The sequence below is a fragment of the Bradyrhizobium sp. CCBAU 11386 genome (genome assembly GCF_028128955.1).
Classification (GTDB): Bacteria; Pseudomonadota; Alphaproteobacteria; order Rhizobiales; family Xanthobacteraceae; genus Bradyrhizobium.
Genome location: NZ_LBKA01000014.1, coordinates 119,903 through 141,300 on the forward strand (window position 1 = coordinate 119,903; position 21,398 = coordinate 141,300).

13 protein-coding genes and 1 pseudogene are annotated in these 21,398 nt (G+C 60.2%); all 14 read right to left on the reverse strand.

The window, feature by feature from the left end:
- A pseudogene (locus XI09_RS45980) lies at window positions 1-4,564 on the reverse strand (amino acid adenylation domain-containing protein); the annotation flags it as partial.
- Between the two features lie 227 nt (window positions 4,565-4,791).
- Window positions 4,792-5,178, reverse strand: a complete 387-nt coding sequence (locus XI09_RS04295; RefSeq protein WP_271565773.1) for an ectoine synthase — start codon at window positions 5,176-5,178, stop codon at window positions 4,792-4,794.
- A gap of 1,068 nt (window positions 5,179-6,246) precedes the next feature.
- Entirely contained in the window at window positions 6,247-7,680 is a 1,434-nt protein-coding gene (locus tag XI09_RS04300; protein WP_271565774.1) for an O-antigen ligase family protein, read from the reverse strand.
- 328 nt (window positions 7,681-8,008) lie between these two features.
- Window positions 8,009-9,586, reverse strand: coding sequence for a hypothetical protein (locus XI09_RS04305; protein ID WP_271565775.1), 1,578 nt, complete (start codon window positions 9,584-9,586; stop codon window positions 8,009-8,011).
- Window positions 9,555-10,202 carry an MBOAT family O-acyltransferase gene (locus XI09_RS04310; RefSeq protein ID WP_271565776.1) on the reverse strand — a complete coding sequence of 216 codons (648 nt, stop codon included), beginning with the start codon at window positions 10,200-10,202 and terminating at the stop codon, window positions 9,555-9,557. Before XI09_RS04310 ends, XI09_RS04305 begins: the two co-directional genes overlap by 32 nt.
- A 269-nt stretch (window positions 10,203-10,471) precedes the next feature.
- Complete coding sequence (locus XI09_RS04315; RefSeq protein ID WP_271565818.1) at window positions 10,472-11,827, reverse strand: Glu/Leu/Phe/Val family dehydrogenase; 1,356 nt, start codon at window positions 11,825-11,827, stop codon at window positions 10,472-10,474.
- Between the two features lie 470 nt (window positions 11,828-12,297).
- On the reverse strand, window positions 12,298-13,686 hold the full coding sequence (locus tag XI09_RS04320; RefSeq protein WP_271565777.1) for an aminotransferase-like domain-containing protein: 1,389 nt from the start codon (window positions 13,684-13,686) through the stop codon (window positions 12,298-12,300).
- A gap of 36 nt (window positions 13,687-13,722) precedes the next feature.
- Entirely contained in the window at window positions 13,723-15,156 is a 1,434-nt protein-coding gene (locus tag XI09_RS04325; RefSeq protein WP_271565778.1) for an NAD-dependent succinate-semialdehyde dehydrogenase, read from the reverse strand.
- 87 nt (window positions 15,157-15,243) lie between these two features.
- Window positions 15,244-16,143 carry a dihydrodipicolinate synthase family protein gene (locus XI09_RS04330; RefSeq protein WP_271565779.1) on the reverse strand — a complete coding sequence of 300 codons (900 nt, stop codon included), beginning with the start codon at window positions 16,141-16,143 and terminating at the stop codon, window positions 15,244-15,246.
- Between the two features lie 6 nt (window positions 16,144-16,149).
- Window positions 16,150-16,995, reverse strand: a complete 846-nt coding sequence (locus XI09_RS04335) for an amino acid ABC transporter ATP-binding protein (RefSeq protein ID WP_271565819.1) — start codon at window positions 16,993-16,995, stop codon at window positions 16,150-16,152.
- A complete protein-coding gene (locus XI09_RS04340; RefSeq protein ID WP_271565780.1) occupies window positions 16,995-17,648 on the reverse strand; it encodes an amino acid ABC transporter permease in 654 nt (217 codons plus the stop codon). Before XI09_RS04340 ends, XI09_RS04335 begins: the two co-directional genes overlap by 1 nt.
- An 11-nt stretch (window positions 17,649-17,659) precedes the next feature.
- Complete coding sequence (locus tag XI09_RS04345; protein ID WP_271565781.1) at window positions 17,660-18,631, reverse strand: proline racemase family protein; 972 nt, start codon at window positions 18,629-18,631, stop codon at window positions 17,660-17,662.
- Between the two features lie 4 nt (window positions 18,632-18,635).
- Window positions 18,636-19,349, reverse strand: a complete 714-nt coding sequence (locus tag XI09_RS04350; RefSeq protein WP_271565782.1) for a transporter substrate-binding domain-containing protein — start codon at window positions 19,347-19,349, stop codon at window positions 18,636-18,638.
- Between the two features lie 221 nt (window positions 19,350-19,570).
- Complete coding sequence (locus tag XI09_RS04355; protein ID WP_271565783.1) at window positions 19,571-20,806, reverse strand: NAD(P)/FAD-dependent oxidoreductase; 1,236 nt, start codon at window positions 20,804-20,806, stop codon at window positions 19,571-19,573.
- Window positions 20,807-21,398: the final 592 nt, after the last annotated feature.

Below are 21,398 nucleotides of genomic sequence, written 5' to 3' on the forward strand. Positions count from 1 at the left end.
CGGACTGGCGATGAACCGCTCGGCTGTCAGCTCGGGGCGGTTCAGGTAGCCCCGGGCCACCCCCGCCCCGCCGATGTAAAGCTCGCCCACCGCCCCGAACGGCACGGGCGCGCCATGACCGTCCAGCAGGTACACCCGCGTGTTGGCAATCGGACGGCCGATCGGGACCACTGCCCCATCAAAATCAGCCGGGCAATTCCAGGCCGTCACGTCGATAGCAGCTTCGGTGGGACCATATAGATTGTGCAGACCAGTCCAAGGTAATACGCGCCGAACCTTCTGCGTAAGGGAGGCAGAAAGCGCCTCCCCACTACACACGAGACGCTGCAGGGATGTGCAGCGATCAACACCGTTCGTATCCATGAAGCTGACCAGCATGGATGGTACAAAGTGTGCAGTGGTGATGCGTTGGCTGATCATTAAGTTTACAAGCGCATCTGGGTCTTTGTGCGCACCAGGAAGCGCCAGCACCAGGGTCGCCCCTTCAAGCAACGTCCAGAAGAATTCCCAGGCCGAGACATCGAAGCCAAACGGGGTCTTCTGCAAGACGACATCAGCCGGATTGAGTGTATACGCTTTTTGCATCCAGATCAGGCGATTGATAATAGCCCGATGCTCATTCTGTACCCCTTTGGGCGTTCCGGTTGAGCCTGAGGTGTAGATGACATAGGCGAGATGGCGGGATGTGAGGCCAAGCGTGCGCGGGTCGGGGTCCGAAGCCGGCCGTTCGGCCCAGGTCGGCATGGCCATCTCCAGATCGACCGCCGTCACATCGGTCAGCACCTCGGGGCCGAGTGCTGCGCGTCCGGCGGCATCGCAAAGCAGCAGCCGCGGCGCGGCATCTTCGACAACCTGCCGCAGCCGCTCGCTGGGATAGACCAGGTCCAGCGGCAGATAGGCTCCGCCCGCCTTGAGGATTGCCAAGAGTCCCACCACCATCGCCAGGCTGCGCTCCAGGCAGATCGCCACCGGCTGGTCCGGCTTGACCCCGAGTGCGATCAGATGATGCGCCAGGCGGTTGGCCCGCGCATTGAGCTCGCCATAGCTCAGGCGCTCGTCCGCGCAGACCACCGCCACCGCATCCGGCGCCTTTTGCACCTGCGCCTCGAACAGCTCATGGATGCACTGCTCCGACGGATAGGCCGCCGCCGTCCGGTTCAGCTCCTCCAGCAGATAGGTGCGCTCGTCGGCCGGCAGGATGTCGATGCGGCCGACCGGCTGGCCTGCATCGGCAGCCATCGCCCGCAGCAGCGCCAGCAGATAACCACGCTGCCGCTCGATCGTCGCCTGATCAAACAGCGCCGTGGCATAACCCAGTGTTCCAGCGATCTCCTCGCCATGCTCGCTAAGGCTCAGCTCCAGATCGAACTTGACCTGATCGAGCCCCTTCCCGGCAGCCTCCACACTCAGCCCCGGCAGGTCCAATGACCCCACCGCATTGTTCTCCCAGGCCAACATCACCTGCAACAACGGCGTGTGGTCAAGAGCCCGGGGCGGCTGCACGATCTCCACCACCTGCTCGAACGGCAGGTCCTGATGCTCCTGCGCAGCCAGCGCCGTGCGCCGCGTCCGCTCCAGAAGCTCCGACACGCTCGGCTCGCCCGACAAGTCCAGCCGAAGCGCCAGGGTGTTGACGAAGAAACCGATCAACTCTTCGATCTCGCGCCGGCCGCGATTGGCGCTCGGCACGCCGATCGCAAGGTCGTCCTGCCCCGACAGACGCGACAGCACCGCCGCCCAGCCCGCCAGCACCGTCATGAACAACGTCGTGCCATGCTGCCGGCTCAGCCGCTTCAAGTCCCGCGTCAGATCCGCATCGATGACAACAGGAACACTGGCCCCGGCAAACGACTGCTGGGCCGGCCGCGCACGGTCCGTCGGCAAGACAAGACGGGCCGTGCCTGACAGGGCGTTGCGCCAATACTTCGCCTGCTTCTGCAGCCGTTCCCCCGACAGCCACTGCCGTTGCCAGGCGGCATAATCCGGATACTGGATCGCCAGCGGCGGCAAAGGATCGTCCTGTCCAGCCTCGAACGCCCGGTAAAGCCGACTGAGTTCATGCACCAGCACGCCCATCGACCAGCCGTCCGAGACGATGTGATGCTGGGTCAGCAGGAAGACGTGTTCCTCATCCGACATCCGCACCAGACGCCCGCGGATCAGCGGCCCGCGCGCAAGATCAAACGGCGTGTGCTCCTCCTCATGGCACAGATCCAAAAGTGCCGCTTCCGCATCCGGCCTGTGCCGCAGATCGTGCTCAAGTACCGGCAGTCCCGCATCCGGCGGCAGGACCTCAACTCGGGGCTTGCCCTCCGGTGCGACAAAGATACTGCGCAGCGCCTCGTGACGGGCAAACAGACGGTCAAGGCTGCGCTGCCAGGCGCTGCGGTCGAGCGCCCCACGCAGCCGCAAGGCCAGCGGAATGTGATAGTGCGTGCTGCCTTCGTCCAGCTGCGCCAAAAACCATAGCCGCTGCTGCGCAAACGACAGCACAAGCGGCTCATGACGCGACACCGCCGCAATCGCCGGCAGGTCTTGGGGACCGGAGCGGCTCAACACCTCGACGATGCTTGCCGCCAGATCGGCCAGCACCGCCTTGGCAAACAGCATCGACAGCGGCAGTTCAACCCCAACAGCCTGTGACAGCCGGCTCGACACCTGCACGGCCAGCAGTGAGTGGCCGCCCAGTTCGAAAAAGTGGTCGTGACGTCCGACCCGCTCCAGTCCCAGAAGCTCGGCCCGCGGGAGGCAATTGGGGCCAAGATGATGGGTCAGCTGGAAGGTGGTGCTCGGCAATGACGCTGATTTCTGTGGACCCGTATTGATTGATCAATCTCGCCTTTGGATGTGCTTCGAAGAACGCCCTAAGCGGTAGAGTGGCCTGCAGTTGCTCACCCGCTGTATAAATTTCACTTAAATAGGGCAGCTGCACTTGCTGCGCGCTCCAGACCTCCGCAAAATGGTTCAATGCTACGAATGGGAGAAAAAGCCGCTCGATCGCCTCCCCCTCCACGAATACAAGCAAGTCGGAGAAGTGCGTACGGGTCTCTTCCCGCACGAGCACGAGCAGTCCACCGTCCTTCCAACAAATGAACAATTCCTGGCAGGACACATCGAAGTTCAGGGTCGCGAATTGAAGTGTGCGCAGTTTTGACGTGCTAATCCCCGCAAGCGAATTCACAAGCGAGCCGTGGGACATTTCGACGCCCTTTGGGGTTCCGGTTGAGCCTGAGGTGTAGATGACATAGGCGAGATGGCGCGATGTGAGGCCAAGCGTGCGCGGCTCGGGATCGGAGACAGGCAGCGCGGCCCAGGGCGGAGTGGCATTATTGAGGTCGACCACGCTGAGATCGGCCACAGCCTCGGCGCCGAGTGCGGAGCGGCCGGCTGCATCGCAAAGCAGCATTTGCGGCGCGGCATCATCGACAATCTGCCGCAACCGCGCCGACGGATAGGCCGGATCCAGCGGCAGATAGGCGCCGCCCGCCTTCAGGATCGCCAAGACACCAACCACCATCGCGAGGCCGCGTTCCAGGCAGATCGCCACCGGCTGGTCCGGCTTGACCCCGAGCCCGATCAGATGATGCGCTAGCCGGTTGGCCCGCGCATTGAGTTCGCCATAGCTCAGTCTCTCGTTCTCATAGACCACCGCAACCGCCGCCGGTACCTTTTGCACCTGCGCCTCGAACAGCTCATGGATGCACCGCTCCGACGGATAAGGCGCCGCCGTCCGATTCAACTCCTCCAGTAGATACGTGCGCTCATCGGCCGGGAGAACGTTGATGCGGCCGACCGGCTGCCCTGCATCGGCCATCACACCATTTAACAAAGTTTGCAAATGTTGCGTCATGCCGTCGATCTGCTTCGGCGCTAATCGGCTGGCATCAAAATGCCAGCGGAAGCTCCCATCCGAAGCGCACTCAAAGGTCAGCAAATCGCCGCATAGGGCTGGGCCAGCTCTGTGGCTCGTCATTAGATCGTCAGCGAGGGAGCTGCTCTCTGTCCTGATTGTGATGCCAATCGGCCAGGGTCGTTTCGAGCGTAGCGCCTCCACACCTCGCAATGTCGGGCAGCGCGCGACAAGATCCCGGGCAAAGCTACCGTGCGCCCTCAGCTGAGCGCATTCGGCCGCTACCGCTTTGCGCACTTCTTCAAAATCATCAGCAAGCTCAATGGTAACTTCCATCGGCACGACAGAGGAGATCAACACCTCCTCCGCTTTGGAGCCAGCTTGCGATCCATCCGATGCAGGCGTCCATCCCAGTTGAAGCTCTGTTTCTCCCGTCATGCGGGCGAGATAGATCAGCCAAGCCGTTACCAAGTATTCCGTGCGATCATGTGGCGACAACTTAGCCAAAGCTCTTGCAATTAACCACGAACTCGACCGCCATCCGGGCGGCGCCGGAGCCACGGACGACGACAGGAAAGGAGGACGCAATATTCTAAACTGCCCGAGCCGCTGTCGCCAAAAATCCTCCTGGGGCGCCAGCAATTCATGGCTCGCAGTTATGCTCCGCGCCTCATCTTCGCTCAAAATAGGAAGGCGATCACCTCCGTTGGCGATGGGGTTGTCATAGTCAGGCGGTTGGAGGTGCTGCCTCAACGCTCAGGCCTCCCGGCAGGTTGGAGGCTGTCGATTTTCACCCTCGAATGGGTCGATTGGTTCAACCACTGACAGCTCCTGGGGCTCATCACAAACAGTCCGCCGGCCGAGCCGGACAACGCTACTACGCCATGCTGGAACAACCAGCCATGGCAGCATGAATTAAACCAATGGTCTCCGGCGGATGCTCAATATGCCGAGCCTGCCGGGTCGTTGAGGTTGTGGCGCTCGGTTCCGTTGAGGGGCGGGTTGAAGATACTGACGAGGATCAGGTCCTTGCCCCGACCACCGCGCAGAAGATGCTTGTCATGCTTGTCAAGCACATACATGTCGCCCTTGCGAATGGGGAAGACATTGCCGTCCATGTCCTCGACCTCGCCCTCTCCGGCGATGCAGTAGCAGGCTTCGAGATGATTACGGTATTGCAGAAGCGAGACGGTGTTAGCGCGCACTACGGTGTGGCAGATGCTAAAGCCCATGCTGTCCTTAGCCGTCAGGAGGCGGTGGCTAGTCCCATTGCCCCAATCAACGAAGTGATCGGTCGCTTCAACATCGTGCAGGCTACGCACAATCATAGCGTTTGATTCCAGGAATACGGGTTTAAGTCACTTTGTGGAAGCCGGAGGCCGTTGTTCTGACCTGGACGCGCGGCTTCCGCGCGCTCCCGAAGCGGAAGGCAAGGTATGGTTATTTGGACCGGGCAGGCCGGCAAGAACCTGCCAATCCATGTCCTCCATCGCCCATACTGCTTCCGCATCCCAGTTCCAGCAGATTGATCTGGCGAACGTCGGCCGACAGCACATCGCTTCGGTCGTGGCGCGCGAGAGCTCTTTGGCTGACACCATTCGCCCCACTCCTGATACGGCGCCGTCCTGACCTCGCCGGGAAACCGCAGCCGAATTATGAGATGAGAGACTCGCCACGATGGCGCGCGCGGGGGATGCATCAGCATCGGGATCGATAGAGCGAGTTTCATCTGAACAGTGAGCCATTATTATGGTCGCAGCGGGTCCCCCCGTCTCAAGCAACCGGCGTGCCAACGACGTTCTGAAAACGTCCTGAAAAACAATGCGCCGCCTCTCGTCGCGCTAGCTGAATACGGCGTCCTGCCGTAGCGCTAGCAACATCGATGTCTTGAACAAGACACAGCTCAAAACAGGAGTACGGAGGGTCAATGGCGACGGCCGCTAAAAAGTGCAATCTCCCCGAGACCACCCTTGCCGGTCAGAATGCCATGGGATTTTCGAGTAGCTCGTCATCGAATGATAACATCCTACGATCGACGACATCACGCACGATGATGGTAAGCGATATTTTTTGTACACCTATGCAGTTGAGCGCGCGGATGGGATGAGGTGTCCACAATTAACGAGGTGGACACCATCGATGCTTGCCATTTCGGTTACTACCGGAAAGACCTTCGGGAATGGCTCAGAATCAATTCGGATTGATGGCTGGTGGTCAAGGATAAAACCATAGTCCAATCACCAGATGCCGGCGTGGGGACACACCACATCAGGCTCCTCGTAGTCGGGACGCAACACTCTGCGTTTCGCCTGGAAGCGCCATTTCGAGCAGCCAGCAAAATAGCCCGGCTCCAACGACGATCTCTGCGTTAGAGACAATTCCGTCAACAATGTGCGTCAGCAAGGCCTGCTCCCCGCAGGTCGGGGGTTTCCGCGTCGAGATGGTTCATGAGCGATCCGGTCGGCGTCGACTCTGGGTGGTGCTTGCAGTCGTTGGAGTTGTCCTCCGACTATCGCCACGGCAAACAGGTAGAGCCAACCCTGGTAGAAATCGAACAGATGTGAGTTGAGCAGTGAACTCACGATGTTCTGCGCCACTGCTACGAGGCCTATCCAGGCGAGAACACCGCATTGCTGCCTGCTGAATGCGCCTCGAAACAATAGAAGATGAGCGCCCCACATGGCGTAGAGAACGAGGCATCCAACAATTCCCCACTGGATCGCTACCGCAAGCGTCTGATTGTGGGGATCATCGACCACTTTAGCCATGATGCCAGTTTGCCCGGCTGCCTCAGATTCAAAAAGCTCCTTTGTCGAACCGGTGCCGTGTCCCAGGATTGGTCCCGACCGAATAAAACCGATGGACTTGCGCCAGAATTCGAGGCGCTCCGCGCCGCCAGTCTCGGTCCCGTTGACAAACATGGTGTTGGTCTGGAACGCGTCGACTTCGCCCAGGAGCCGCGCGATCTTGACCTGAAGGTTGGGCGACATCGCCCATGCTCCGGCCGCGAGCATAGCAATCGCCGTTATGATCGCGAGAGAATACCACCCACGCGCATAGCGGATGATGACGAGCGCGAGCATGGCCGGCAGATAGATGAACGCGGTCCGCGCGATATTGACGAAAGCGAGATTAGCAAAGAATACGACCGATAGAGCGGCAAACAATATGGCTTGGCCTCGCTGCCGCTGTCGGACGGCTTCCGCCGCAAGCGCCACGAAAACGACGGCGATGAACGCGAAGGCCTGCGTCTGATCTATGTAGTTCTTCAACGGCACGCCCGGAGCCTTCGCTCCGACAACGCTATAGATGTCCGGCGAGAGGAACACTAGGAATGAGAGCGCAAGCAGGAGGAGATTGGATACGACGTAAGCTGTGAATACCAATTTCACGCGGTGGGTATGCTGATAGTGCAGGAAGAGCGGGAGAAGGCAGATAAATTTCGAGACTTTTCCAAAGGCGTGTAGCCGATCCGCCCAGGGGATGCCGTGAGCCCAAGCCGCGCCGACAGCCGCCAGCGCAAGGAGCATGGCGGGAAGCGCCAAAGCAGGACGCTTCAGCTGGGCGATCATCTCTTGCGCCGAATAGGTGCTCGCAATCGCGAGGCAAATGAGAAACCCGAGCGCCGCGGTTGCCGTTGTTGACCATGGAAATACGAGGGCTAATGCCACAATAGAAGCATCTATCATCCCGATCCGGAGGTCTCTTGCACCCGGCTCATTCCCGGTACCCGTGATCAGACGGACCAGATTGGGCCAGCCATTCCAACGGTTAATGAAGACACCTTTCCGAGAAGCAGGAGATATGGTCTCGGGCACCGTTACTGCCATTCTCGCGAACTCCATTTTCGGGCTTGCTGGAAATCCACCCACACGACCCTGGCTGACCTGCGACGTTCGGCCTCGAGTTGCGCCCGGCACGCAGCTTCTCATGCAGCCGATCGGAAGCGGCCTGCCCTGGATCGACGCGGGCGGGCCGCGCGCTCTTGCCAGAATGGGGACGAGCTACATAGCAGGGATGCGAACTTGCCGCCCGTCCCATTTGGGACAGGGCTCGACTTCTACCTGGCCGCACAGGTGGCGAGGTATCCTGCCTGGCGAGGCTGGGGCTACAGGGTCGATGATCAAACCCGGGAATAGGTCGAAGGTCCGCCTGGTCCTAGGGAATCGTCTCAGCAGTGGGCCGGTCTTCGTCTTCGAGCGTAATGCCCTCGAAGAAGAAGGTGAGGACCCGACGATCGTCCTCGCCGCCCAGATCACGTGGACGCATCAGAGGGCGGTCGTCGCCCTTGAGACGGATCGACCAGACCCAAATGCCCCACGCGGCCTCGGGGACATTCACGGCGTAGTCCCGGCGTGCCATGTCGATCGAGATCTTACCCGCTTCAATGCCGTTGATGGACACGGTGATGTTGCGCGGCGCGAAGGCCGAGATCAAGCGAAGCCGGATGGTTTGCGCCGGCTGCGCCGGGCGCACACGCAAAACCACCTCGTTATTTCGCGCCCAGCGGCCGCGCAGCTCGGAATCCCACCATCCGGCTGTGTAGTCTATTTGCGAGGAGCCGGTACCGCCGTCGGCAAACTCGTCAAGTTCCAGAGGACCGATCCCGGGTTCGATCACCTCCGCATGTGCGAGCTCAATGCGAAAGATCTCTTCGCTCATGGTGTCGATCAGGCTTGCCGGCGGAGCGCCGGCGCCCGGCTTCAGTCCGGCTTCTTGAAGGAGGCTAATCAGCCGACGCGTGACAATCGCGCGCCCACGCTGGGTGACGTGGTAGAACGAGTTGTCAGCCAGGCTCATCGGCATCCAGAAATCGGCCGGAGTTCCGATAAGTTCGAGTCCTGCTTGCGAAACCAGATCACGGACCTGTTCGGCTCGGTCGGCCACGCGCGCTTCGTCGGCGTAGCAATCGTCACCGACAACCGTCGGCCAGGTGATTATGACCCGAACGCCCCTCTCCTTGGCTGCATGCAACAGCTGGAATGCCTCCAGGACCCGCCCCGACCGCGCTTCCTTTCGGCTTCCGATCGTCGTCCTGAAGCACCCGGCGGCAAGGGCCTGTTTGGTTACGCCTTGGCTTACGTCGTTGGCCCAACCACCGGAACCGTTCGAATAGAGCATCGCCTCCACATGGCGGAGCGCCATCGCATGTACGGCCTCGACGCTACCGGCCGACAGGCCCTGCGACCGAAGTTTCCTGATGTTGCGCCAGACGGCGCGGCCGACGATCGGAAACGGAGTCGTAAGGATCCTGCGCACCCTCTCGATCGGGGTCTGCACCCAGAAATACTCGCTGATCAGCTCCAGAGAAAGCCGGGCATAGCCCGCGTCACCATCGGGATCGGAATAGCCCTGCCATTCGATGGGCATGACGACAATATCGCCGGGCTTGGCAAATTCGAGAATTCTCCTTGAGCGATCAACGAGCGAATAACCGGCATTATCGGCCACGTTAATGGTCCGCATGTTGAAGGCGGTGGCGAGTTCTCCCGCATCAATTCCGTGATGGCCGTTCGAGCCGGAGTCGATGATGATGCGCGGCCCCGGCGTGTGTTCGAGCAAAAGCCATTTGTAGGTGCTCGGGATGCTGTTTTTCGGAACGGTCGACATGACCGATGCGACATAAGCAAAGCTGACAACGGCAAAGCCTGCCAGACCGCTCGCCACGAGTGCGACCAGTCTTGGGCGGATCGGCTGCCGAACGTCAGAAGTTGAAATAAAGAAAGGGCGATTCATGCATGAATGCCTTTGAAATGATGATGACAAGGACCAGTGAACCGAACGCGGCGCCAGCCAGACGTGGATCGAAGCGTTCTGCCTCGATGGCTTCGGTCAGTTGGCGGGCGTTCGGCGCGAACAGGGCAACGAGCGTCGCTAGCGTGAGCAGGGACAGAAAATCGACATCAAGAACAGTCGCGCTTGCCGTGGCTCCTCCGCCGATGAACATGGCCTTCAACATTGCGAGCGCACCACCAATCGTCGTGGCGCGAAAGAACACCCAGCCGATGACGGTGGCCCCGAACGTCAGCGCCCAGGTGACGGCACGCCAGAGTACAGTTTGCGAGATAGTGAGGCCCTGCCGAAAGGCGTGGTTGATCAGTAGCAAAACGCCGTGCCAAGCCCCCCAGATCAAGAAGGTCCACGCCGCGCCGTGCCAGAAGCCGCCGATCACCATCGTAAGAAAAAGGTTGAGATAGTGGCGGCGCTCGCCGCGCCGATTACCGCCGAGCGGTATGTAAAGGTAGCCTCTCAGGAATTGCGAAAGCGTGATGTGCCATCGACGCCAGAATTCCACGATCGACAACGACTTGTAGGGAGAGTCGAAGTTCCAGGGAAACCGTACACTGAACATGCCCCCCGGTGTTCCTCGTCGACAACGACGCGGCCGAAATGCAGAAACCAGTCGAAGCGGCTGCAGAACCACTTTAAGTGGATGCCGTCGTAGCCATCCGTTTGTTCGAGCGTCAAAAGAAATGCCTTGCCGGGTGGAATAAACGGAGCGACGCTCTCGGATCCGATAATTCGATCAACGATAGACAACAATGTCTCACGGACGCTTGCACGGCTTATACGAAGCCGGCTGGCATTCGCTCAGTTTGACCCGCGCGTTGTCTCCGCTCCTCAGATCCCGATCACTTCATAGGCTTCGGCGATCTGTCGGATCGAGGCGACATAGGCGGCGGTCCTGTAATCGCCGAGCTCCGGCTGTTCTTCCATGAGATCTGCAATACGTGCCCAGGTGCTCCGCATGACGTCCTCAAGGCCGGATCGAACGAGGTCGATCTCTGCGCCTCCTTCAAGAAACTCGTCGCGCATATCGGCGGGGAACTCCTTGCCGGTCATCTGTTCAAGCGCCGCGGCGATCGTCTGGTTTCGCCTTTCTCGGCGCCGTCGTTCCATCAAGCCGAAGGGGATGCGCGTCAGGTTCTTCGCCCACTCGAAGTAGCTGACGACCACGCCACCAGCATTTACATAGAGATCCGGTAGAATAGTTACTCCTACAGAACGGAGCATCTTGTCAGCCTCGAAACTGACAGGGCCGTTGGCGGCTTCTACCACAAGGCGCGCCCTTATGCGGCCCACGTTTTCCGAATGAATGGCGTTCTCCATCGCCGCAGGAATGAGAACATCACAGGGCAATTCGATCCCCGTCATGTCGCCGGCGACGGACGTTGCGCCAGGAAAGCTCAGAATGCTGCCCGTTAGAAGCTGGTGTTGTTTTAGCAGTTCAATCGGGAGGCCCATCGGATTGGCCACGTAGCCGTCCCGCTCTGCAACGACGATCACGCGGGCGCCGTCCTCTTCGGACAGGAACTTAGCGGCGTGATAGCCGACATTGCCAAAGCCTTGGACGATAACAGATGCGTCCTTGAGATCGCGCCGACCATTCAAACCTGAGGTTCGCGGATCGCGAAGATAGCTCTGGATCGCAAACTGCACGCCCCTGCCTGTTGCCTCGGTGCGACCGGCAATACCGCCCTTTGACAAAGGCTTTCCGGTTACGCAGGCACGCGCGTTGACGACATCGGTAGGGTTGGCGCGGCGGAATTCGTCCATCATCCAGGCCATTTCCCGCTCGCTTGTGCCGATGTCCGGGGCTGGAACGTTGACACCGGGACCGATCAGGCCCCGCTTGTTGAGTTCCTGCGTGAAGCGCCGGGTGATGCGCTCGAGTTCTTGCGGGGTCCATTCGCGCGGGTCAATCTTGAGGGCCCCCTTCGAACCGCCAAACGGTACATCGACAAGCGAGCATTTAAGCGTCATGAGCGCAGCAAGCGCCTCCACTTCTTCCGCATCGGCGTTCGGCGCGTAGCGAATACCGCCCTTTACAGGTTCAGAGTGCTCGCTGTGAACTGATCGCCAGCCGATGAAGCTATACATGCGGCCGCGTAATCTCACGCCGAAGCGGACCGTATAGGTCGAGTTGCATTGAATGATCCGCTCGGCCAACCCTTCAGGGAGATCGAGAAACGTCATGGAATGACGGAAATTCTTGTCAACGGTTTCAAGAAAGCCAGCTGAGTTATGCTGCATTACCCACCTTCTCATTGATGTAAAAGGCCCCCGCGCAGCGAGATTTCGCCTAGAGGCCATCGATACTGCTTAGGCATATTGCGGGGCCACTAAGCAGCTCGCTTCACCGACAACGAACTGTCGCGGTGAATTCGCATGCACCGTCGCTGCCTTCTTGTAGCCAAGAGTGCTGGGCCCTCCAAGTTGCCGTCTCTCCAGTGTGCGGTCTGTTGCGAACCCTGCAGCCAAGCTAGTGACATCAAATGACCAGCCAATGCAGCATCCGTTGCTTGCGGCCGCTGATTGATGGCCAGTTTTGGCTCGGAAGATTCGATCTCATGAGTCACATTGCGCACGCAAAGCGCATCTTGTTGGGAAATGCTGTGTTTGGTGGCGCCCCAGCCTGAGCGAACCGAAAGCAGAGCGAGCGATGCTTAGGCGACAGAAACGACGTTTATTGGGTGGCGAGCCAGGATATCACGCAGAGTCTGGAGCACATCAGAGAGGGCGGCAATATCTCTTGGCGCGCCAAGGCAGATGCGGGTTGCGCCTGGGTCCCTCTCACCAACCGCGGACGCGATGCGTGGGGTCACAAGTATGCCGCGACCTCGGGCGGCTGCGGTAAATTGATCTGCGGACCACTCTTGAGGTAACGGCAACCATCCGTAGAAGGCGGGAAACTGAAGTTTCGCGGCTTTGGGAAAGACGTCCAGGAACACGCGGTAACGCTCAAGCGCCTGCAGGCGCCGCTCACGCAGAAGCTCATCAAGCTTCCCGCTCTCGATTAGCCGCACCACCACCTCACTTAGCATCGGAGCCACAAACCAGGCGGAGGCGTGCAAGAGGAGCTCAGCTTGGGCAATATAATCCGTTGGGACGCTCAATGTGCCGAGCCGGAAGGCTGGTGCAAGACATTTGGAGTAGGACGTAACGTAGAAGGTGCGGCTCGGCGCTAAGGAAGCGATCGGCACCGGACGCTCAGTGAAGAAAAAGCCGTAGACGTCATCCTCTATGACGGCGAGATCGAGCTCCTCGGCGAGTTCGGCGATGTGCTGCCGGCGAGCAAGACTCATGGTACGAGCCGTGGGGCTCTGCAAGGTCGGCATGCAATAGAGAACCCGTGCCCCGGACGCGCGACAGGCCTGTTTTAGTGCTTCCGGCTTTATTCCCTCATCGTCCATCTCGACTGGTATCAAATTGAGGTGGCTGGCAGCGGCGATCGCTTTGAATCCGGAATAGGTGAAGGTGTCGACCAAGATACTGTCGCCTGGCTTTGCCACCAGGCGGAGGGCGATGTCGATGGCGTGCTGAGCGCCATTGCACAGAAACAGCTGAGCCGTCTTGATGGTGAAGCTGTTATCAGACAATGACGCAGCGATGATTTCGCGGTGCTTCCAGATGCCCCCATGGGGGTGGTAGCGCAGCAACGGTGCAAGATCACGCTCGCGCACCACCTCGCTAAACAACGCGGACAGGATCTGCGTCTCGGTTCCCTCGACGGGTACGTTCAGCGCTAAATTGACCGGTTCTTGGCTTGCCGTTGTCTCGGTTCGGGCGGCGGAACGGCGCCGGACGAAGGTGCCCTGCCCGACATGGCCGCTTACGATACCGCGCTGTTCGGCCTCCTGATAGGCTTTGCTCACGGTGCCTACGGATAGACTAAGGTCTCGGGCTAAGTCACGGTGCGGCGGCAGACGATCGCCGTCCGTTAACCGGCCGTCGGCGATATCCTGCTCCAAAGCATTGACCAAGGCAAGGTAACGCGGCCCCTCGGAGGCGAGCTGCCGAGGTCGCCAGCCCGAAAGTGGTCCATCCAAGCTCATGTCCCGCGCTCCTTTTCCTTTCGGTCTCATCGCCTGCTAGACATGAAGATGGCCGACATACTTTCTTACGGTATAAGATTCCAAACCCTCGATGCCGCCTTCGCGGCCCCAGCCGCTGTCGCCGATTCCGCCAAATGGGGTTTCGGGTATCGTCACCACCATCTGATTGATGCCGATAACGCCGACCTCCAGCTTCTCCGCTATGCGATTTGCGGACGCGGCGGAGCGGGTGAAGGCATAGCCTGCCAGACCGTAAGGCAATGCGTTCGCCCGAGCGATGGCCTGTTCTAGGTCATCAACAGGTTGTACCAGCGCAAGCGGACCGAATGGTTCTTCTCTCATGGCCCTCGCCTTGTCAGGCATGTCCGCCAGGATGGTGGGTCGGTACATCAGGCCTTTCCCCTTCAGCCGTTCACCGCCAACGACCAGGCGAGCCGAATGCGACAACGCGTCGGCGATCAGGTCATCCATAGCAGCGACGCGGCGGGCGTTGGCGACAGGACCGACCGTGGTGTCCTTTTGCAGACCGTCGCCCACCACCTGCTTTTCGACGAATCCGCGAGCGTGTTCGAGATACTCTTCGTACGCAGAGCGTTCGACGAAGAATCGCGTCGGCGAGGTACAAACTTGTCCAGTGTTGCGCAGCTTGATGGCCATCGAGAGCTCCGCGGCCCGCTTGACGTCAGCGTCCTTTGCGACGATCACCGGCGCATGGCCGCCCAACTCCATGGTGGCGACCGTCAGCGTCTCTCCTGCCAAACGAGCAAGGTGGCGTCCGACCGGCGTCGATCCCGTAAATGAAATCTTTCGGATCACGGGCGAACGAATGAGATACTCGGACACGTCCGCGGGCACGCCGAAGACCACATTCAGCACGCCTTTGGGCAATCCTGCATCGACCAGCGCCCGCGCCATTTCTAGCGTGGTGCCCGGTGTTTCCTCGGCCGGCTTGATGATGCAGGTGCAACCAGCGGCGAGAGCAGGAGCAATCTTACGCGCCGGCGTTACTGCCGGGAAATTCCACGGCGTAAAGCAAGCGACGGGACCGACCGGCTCCTGTGTGACGGTCTGGCGCATATCGGGCAGCCGCGCCGGGATGACACGGCCATAACTACGCCGTCCTTCCTCTGCGAACCAGTCAAAGAACTCCGCCGCCGCGGTGATCTCACCTTTCGCTTCCGCCAGGGTCTTACCTTCCTCCAAGGTTAACACCGTAGCGATGTGCTCCAAACGCTCGCGCATCAGGTCAGCCGCGCGGCGCAAGATCTGGCCGCGCTCGTACGGCGAGGTTCGCTTCCAGCCCTCAAAGGCGCGGCTTGCCGCGGCGAGTGCGCGGTCGAGCTCTGCCTTTCCAGCGTGCGGCAGCGTGCCGAGAGGCTGTTCTGTGGCCGGGTTGAGAACAGCTTCACTTCCTGTATTGGTTTCCTCGATCCATTCGCCATCAATGAGGAGTGCCAATTTCGTATACATAGTCTATTCCTTGAACAGGGTAAGGTGTGTCCTGACGCCTTTAGGCGCGGGACCGATGGACCGAACTCTTGAGCCGAGACTGTCTCGTTAAGCCTTGGCCCAGCGAGTAAGGCCAGCCTCGGCGATGATCTTCGCGATGGCCGCCTTCTGCTCGTCTGCCAACGGCAGCAGCGGTAGGCGCGGGCCACCCGCGCTCCGACCAAGCTGGCTCATGGTCTCTTTGATCGCCGCATAATAGGAGCCGGACTGGAAGCAACGGTAGAAGGCGAAGACGTCGCGGCCGAGATCATCCAATGCCTTATCGCCACTCAGAGCCTTGTCCCAGTAGTCGCGGATCAAAGGCCCTGCGATTTGATGCGCCATGGCGACGACCCCATGAGCGCCAACAGCGCGGGCCGGCACGATCATTGTCTCGTAACCGACGAAGACACGAAGTCTGCTTCCGACACGCTGCACAAGCTCTGTCACTTGAGTAATAACACCGGAGCTATCCTTAATAGCGACGACAGTTGGGAGGGCGGAGAGCTGCTCCACAAGGGCCGGGGTGATGTCGATACCCGCGCGGCGGGGGCTGTTGTAGAGCATCAGCGGCAGTGAGGTATTGCGGGAGATGTACTCGAAGAAGGCCACGATCTCACGCGGGCTCGGCATGGCGTAGATAGGTGGAAGGATCATACCGCCCGCGCAGCCCGCTGCGACAGCTGACTGACAAGCTTCCAGTACATCTTCGACACGCAGGTCGGCGACGCCTGCCAAGACGGGGACGCGGCCAGCTACGTGGTCAACCGTCAACTTGTAGAGGCGCGCTCGCTCAGCCTTGGTGAGCGCATAGAATTCGCCGGTACTACCAGCCGCGACGACGCCTTTCGCGCCATTGACAATGGCATCGTCGATGAGCGCCTTGTATCGGGTCTCATTGATGGAGCCGTCGGTTCCGAACGGAGTGACGAGAACGGGGAAAATACCGCCCCAATTTGCATCGGCCATGATCTGTTATCCTTTGTTGGAAGATGTAACTGGAGTTGCGGTCGCCGGCGCAGCGAGCGGACCGAGAAGACGAGCCTGTTCCGTGAAGCGTCCGACGAAAGCGGCGAGCCTCGGATTGGCATTCGACAGCAAAAGCTCACGCGGAGCGCCACTCGCAGCGACGACTCCTTGGTCCATGAAGACCACCCGATCGGCCAACTCATAGGCGAAGCCGATCTCGTGGGTGACGATGACCATGGTCATTCCCTCGGCGGCGAGCTGGCGGATAGCGGCGAGGACTTCGCCGACCAGTTCCGGGTCCAGCGCCGAAGTCGGCTCGTCGAACAGCATAATGGTGGGCTGCATAGCCAGCGCCCGGGCGATTGCGACGCGCTGCTGCTGGCCGCCTGACAATTGCGAAGGGTATTTATGCCCAGCGTCAGGAAGACCCATGCGAGTGAGGAGCTCATGTGCCCGAGCCTCGGCTTCGGCGCGCGGCACTTTCTTCACCACCAATGGGGCTTCGATAATGTTCTCTAGCGCCGTGCGGTGAGGGAACAGGTTAAAGCTCTGGAACACCATGCCGGTCTTGATACGAACGGCACTAACCTGCCTGCCAGAGAGCTTGAGTCGCTCGGCCCCGGTGCTGCGGAAAAGAGGCGCCCCCTCGATGACGATCTCGCCCTGGTCAGGCTCCATCAACAGGTTCATGCAGCGCAGCAGTGAGGTCTTGCCCGAGCCACTCGCGCCGATCAGGCAGACCACCTCTCCGCGATGCACGTCAAGATCGACGCCACGTAGCACATGATTCTTCCCGTAGGACTTCTCGATGCCGCGTACGCTCAGTACGACTTCGGTGGATGTTGCGGTCATCATGCGGCCTCCTTGCGCTCGAACCGGCGCGAAAGAGCGCTGAGGGGGAAGAGCAGGAGGATAAAGACGGCACCGATGACGGTGTAGACCTCCATCGGCCGGTAGGTGAAACTGGCAATGTAGCCCGCCTGATAGAGCAAATCAGGAATGGTCAGCACTGAGAGAAGGGTCGTATTTTTGAGCTGCATGATGGTCTGCCCCATCAGTGGCGGCACCATGCGACGCAGCGCTTGCGGCAATATGATCCGCTTCATGCGCTGAAAGTAACCCATGCCCAGCGCAACGGCGGCGTCAGTCTGGCCACGGTCGATAGACTGGACTCCGGCGCGCAGGATCTCGGCATAAAAGCCGCTGGCATAGAACCCGAGACCAAGGATGCCCGCCGTTTCCTTACCGATCTGGATCTGAAGAAAGATTGGGAGCGCATAATAGGTCCACATAAGCAACACCAGCAGCGGGATGTTGCGGAAGAATTCGACCCAGATGCGGCCGGTCCAGCGCAAGAGTGGCCAAGGGGTGAGCTGAAGCAGCGCCACAAACAGGCCGATCGCGAGTCCGATCGCGCAGGTGTAAATCGTGTACTTCAGAGTGACGAGCAATCCGTAGGCAAGGATGTCCCAATTCGCGAAGACGATGGACGGATCGAATTTCATGGTGCTCTCCGTCAGGTGGGAAGGAAACCTGCGGGCAGCGGATCGTCCGCTTCCAGCACGAGGGTGGAGAATGCGCTGATGTGAGCCATGCCACGCACCTCCGGGATCACGGCGGCCTGGCCGTCCTTGCCTCGGGCCAATTCCGCGACCTTGGCCGTGAAAGGCACCCCGAGAATGTTTTCCGCCCGGTAGGATGCCCCTACGGCTAACTGCCCGCGGGCGTGGAGTTGGGCCAGCCGAGCGGAGGTACCCGTGCCACAAGGCGAACGGTCGAACTTGTTGCCGGCCAGAATGACCAGATGGCGGGCGCCACCCTCGATGGAATGATGAAATAACACGCTATCGACCTGCGTCACTCCGCTCCGCGCATTAAGCGCTTGCTTGATGGCCATGCCCGCTCGGCACCACCCATTGGCATGGTCAATATCAAAGGGAAGATCGACTTGCTCGGCGTCGACCAGCGCATATGTGATACCGCTATAGGCGACGTCGCAGGTCACCCTACCGATACCTTCAACCTCCGAGACAACGTCGGAGGCGAAAACAAAGGAGGGCACGTTGCGCAACAAGACAGAGGTCAGCCGACCGGACTCGAACGCACCGGTCACGTGGACGATACCCGCCGGCGTCTCGATGGACATGCCGTTTTGTTCGAAGCCATTCGGCAGGGCTCCTATCGCAGCGAGACTGGCGATGTAGCCGATCGTGGCATGACCGCACATGTCGGCGTAGACATAAGAGAAGATGAAGAACAGCCCCTGGTCCGCCTCGCGGGATGGTACGGGCACCGCCGCCGCCATGGCGGCATGGCCGCGCGGCTCATGGAGCAGTAGCGTTCTCAAGCCGTCATGGTTGTTGCGGAAATCGTCCCGCTGCTCGCGCACGCTCTGCCCGCGCAGCGGAGGGATGCCCGCCATGATCGTTCGGGTGGGATGCCCCGCGGTGTGGCTGTCGATGACAGTGAAGATACGGCTCGTACGCATGGCGTCAGCAATACTTGCCGGACTGAGGAACCACTTTCATGTCAATGCCGCGCTCGAGCATGTAGCGAGTGATGCGCGAGCAGGCGAGGCCGAGAGAATTCTGCTGCGACATCCAGTTGGCCAAGAAGTTTGAGAACCCCTCGTTGCCAGCTTCGCGGCGGATGCCGATCGTTGCCGGATTGCGCAGGACCGGTGTCGGCACCACGGCCTTGCCGACGCCCTTGGAGTCGAGGAGCGCAGCATCCTGGTCCGCGACGATCATCGCGTCGACCTTACCTGACTGTAATTCCAGCACCGCTTGGTCGCGCGACGGCACTACGACGATGGTGGAGTTGGGGATCACGGATTCGGCGATCACCTGCATGGTGCCGCCCTTCTGCACGGCGACCCGCACTTCCTTCTTATCCATCTCGCGCCAAGTCTTGGGCGCGAAGCCGGGACGCGCGACAAGCGCCCAGATGCCTTCGACAATGGACCCTGGCACATAGTCGATAACCAGACCGCGGCGCGGATTGGGGTTCAGCGCGACCGCGAGGTCCACCTTGCCGGCCTGGAAATCGGCAGCAAGATTGCCCCAGGTCGTCTCATAGTATTCGATCTGAACGCCGAGCAGACTGGCGATATCCTTGCCCCAGTCGACGAAGAATCCAGACCACTCGCCGGTGCGCGGATCCTTGAGGTAGCCCGGCTCCTCCGCAACCATCACCGGGAACTTCAACTTGCCGCTCGCCTTGATGCGATTGAGCACCAAGGACGGATCCTCGGCCCGCGCTGGCACGGAGGCCGATCCGAACAGCATGGCCGCACCAACGACAGCGGCTACGATCGCACTTATCCAACGGCTCATTGAAACCTCCTGCATTGAACTATGTCAATTTACAATTGTCACATATCAATATTCAGGTAGTCGCGCAAGAATAAACTTGCTGCCGGACAGCCTTATCGCAGCCGATAAGGCGCGTTTGAAATCCGGGACGCGCGGCCCGCGACGAGATCCGAGATAATGGCCGCGGTCATGGGGGCTCCGCTGATGCCCATGTGACCATGGCCAGTGGCGAACAGGATAGCGGCGTGCCTCGGATGGTGACCAATGATCGGGAGGCTATCGGGCGTCGATGGCCTTACGCCCATCCAGTCAGTCACCTGGCTGATGGATATGTCCGGCAGCATTGCGCGGGCGTATGTCTGCAGCTTTTTGTTCTGCTTCGCATCGCGCGGTGCATCGGGCGCATCGAATTCGGCGATGCCCACGATGCGCAGCCCCTCGTTGAGAGGCGTAGCAACGAAGGCCGAGGCCGCGTCGGTGACGGGACGGCTGATGGCGCCGGACTTACCGGGCATAGTGATGTGGTAGCCACGCTCGCTGGCCAGCGACAGGGAAACTCCCAGGGAGCGCGCCAGATCGCGGCTGGCGATACCTGCTGCGATAACCACCGTATCGCAGCGGTGAGACCCCGTACTGGTCTGCAGCGTTACATCGTCCGTGCCTGGCTCTATGGCCTCAACCCGCGCGGTCCGAATTGAGACGCCAAGCGCAGCGGATCGCTCCATCAGGCCCTCCACCAGCGCCGGAGGTGACGTCACATGACCACTGTTTGGAAAGTATATTCCACGCTTGTAGTCGCGGGACAAAGCCGGCTCCAATTCGTGCAGTTGCTGGGCGCTCAGCCTCTCAAAGGCCACGCCATGCTTGGTCCGCAGACTGTCCACTCGCTCATCCAGCGCGCCGGGTGATACGTCGCGCCACACATGGAGAGCACCGTTCGGCCGGAACAATCGCTTCCAATCGGTGTCGCCGAGCATATCGCGATACAGCGCGGCACACGGATGGTTGAGAGCGTGCAACGCCGTATACGCCGTCTCCCAAGCCTCCCGGCGTCCCGTGCGCAGGAAGCGGACCAGCCATGGGAGCGTGCGGGGTAACTCACGCGGGGCGAGGCGCACCGGACCGTTAGCGTCAGCGAACCAGCGCAGCGCACGCCACATGACACCGGGATGAGCCATGGGCAGAGCCGATCCCGCGTTGTATTGGGCACCGTTGCCCCAAGAGCAGCCATGGCCGACGCGTCCCTCCTCGACCACGGTGACGCTGTGCCCTTCCCGCGCCAGCATGAGAGCGCAACTCACACCGACTACGCCCCCGCCAATAACCGCGACAGTACGCGATTCAGCCATGCAACATCTCCTGTTCGCGCAAAGTCGTGACCGAGTCCGGCTGCGCCTCGATCATCGCAGAGACGCTCTCTGCCCTACGATTGCCATAGTACATTTAGCAACATTCCCAGTGGATTGACATACATCAATCACGACTCGTAGCAGGATTCAATGATAATCTTGTTCCCCGGGCACGGTTATCTCCGTTGGACCTTGTCAGCCGGAACGGCAGACGCCCTGGCCGCGAGGCGGAAGGCTCGGAACCCCTCGACACGACCCAAGAGCTGAGGCTTTTGGTCCGCTGGAGCGTGACCAAATGGCGGCTTTATGTGCCGACAATCTCCGCAAGCGGCAGAAGGATTGCGAAGTGACCGTCCGCATCGGGGCCATCGGAATAGTGAAGGGCGGATGAGGAGGCGCTGAAGCAATGCAAGGAAATTCGGCCGCGCGATAGCCCGCCGAGAGCTCGCGGTGACGCTCGATCACCATGAAGATCGGGTCACCGCTTTGTCTCGCCTCACCACAGACAAACCTTCCTAAGTCATTGCCATCAATTATATCACTGAATTTATTGTATTATTTCTTGAATAAGTCGGGTTTTTGCCTATATTAG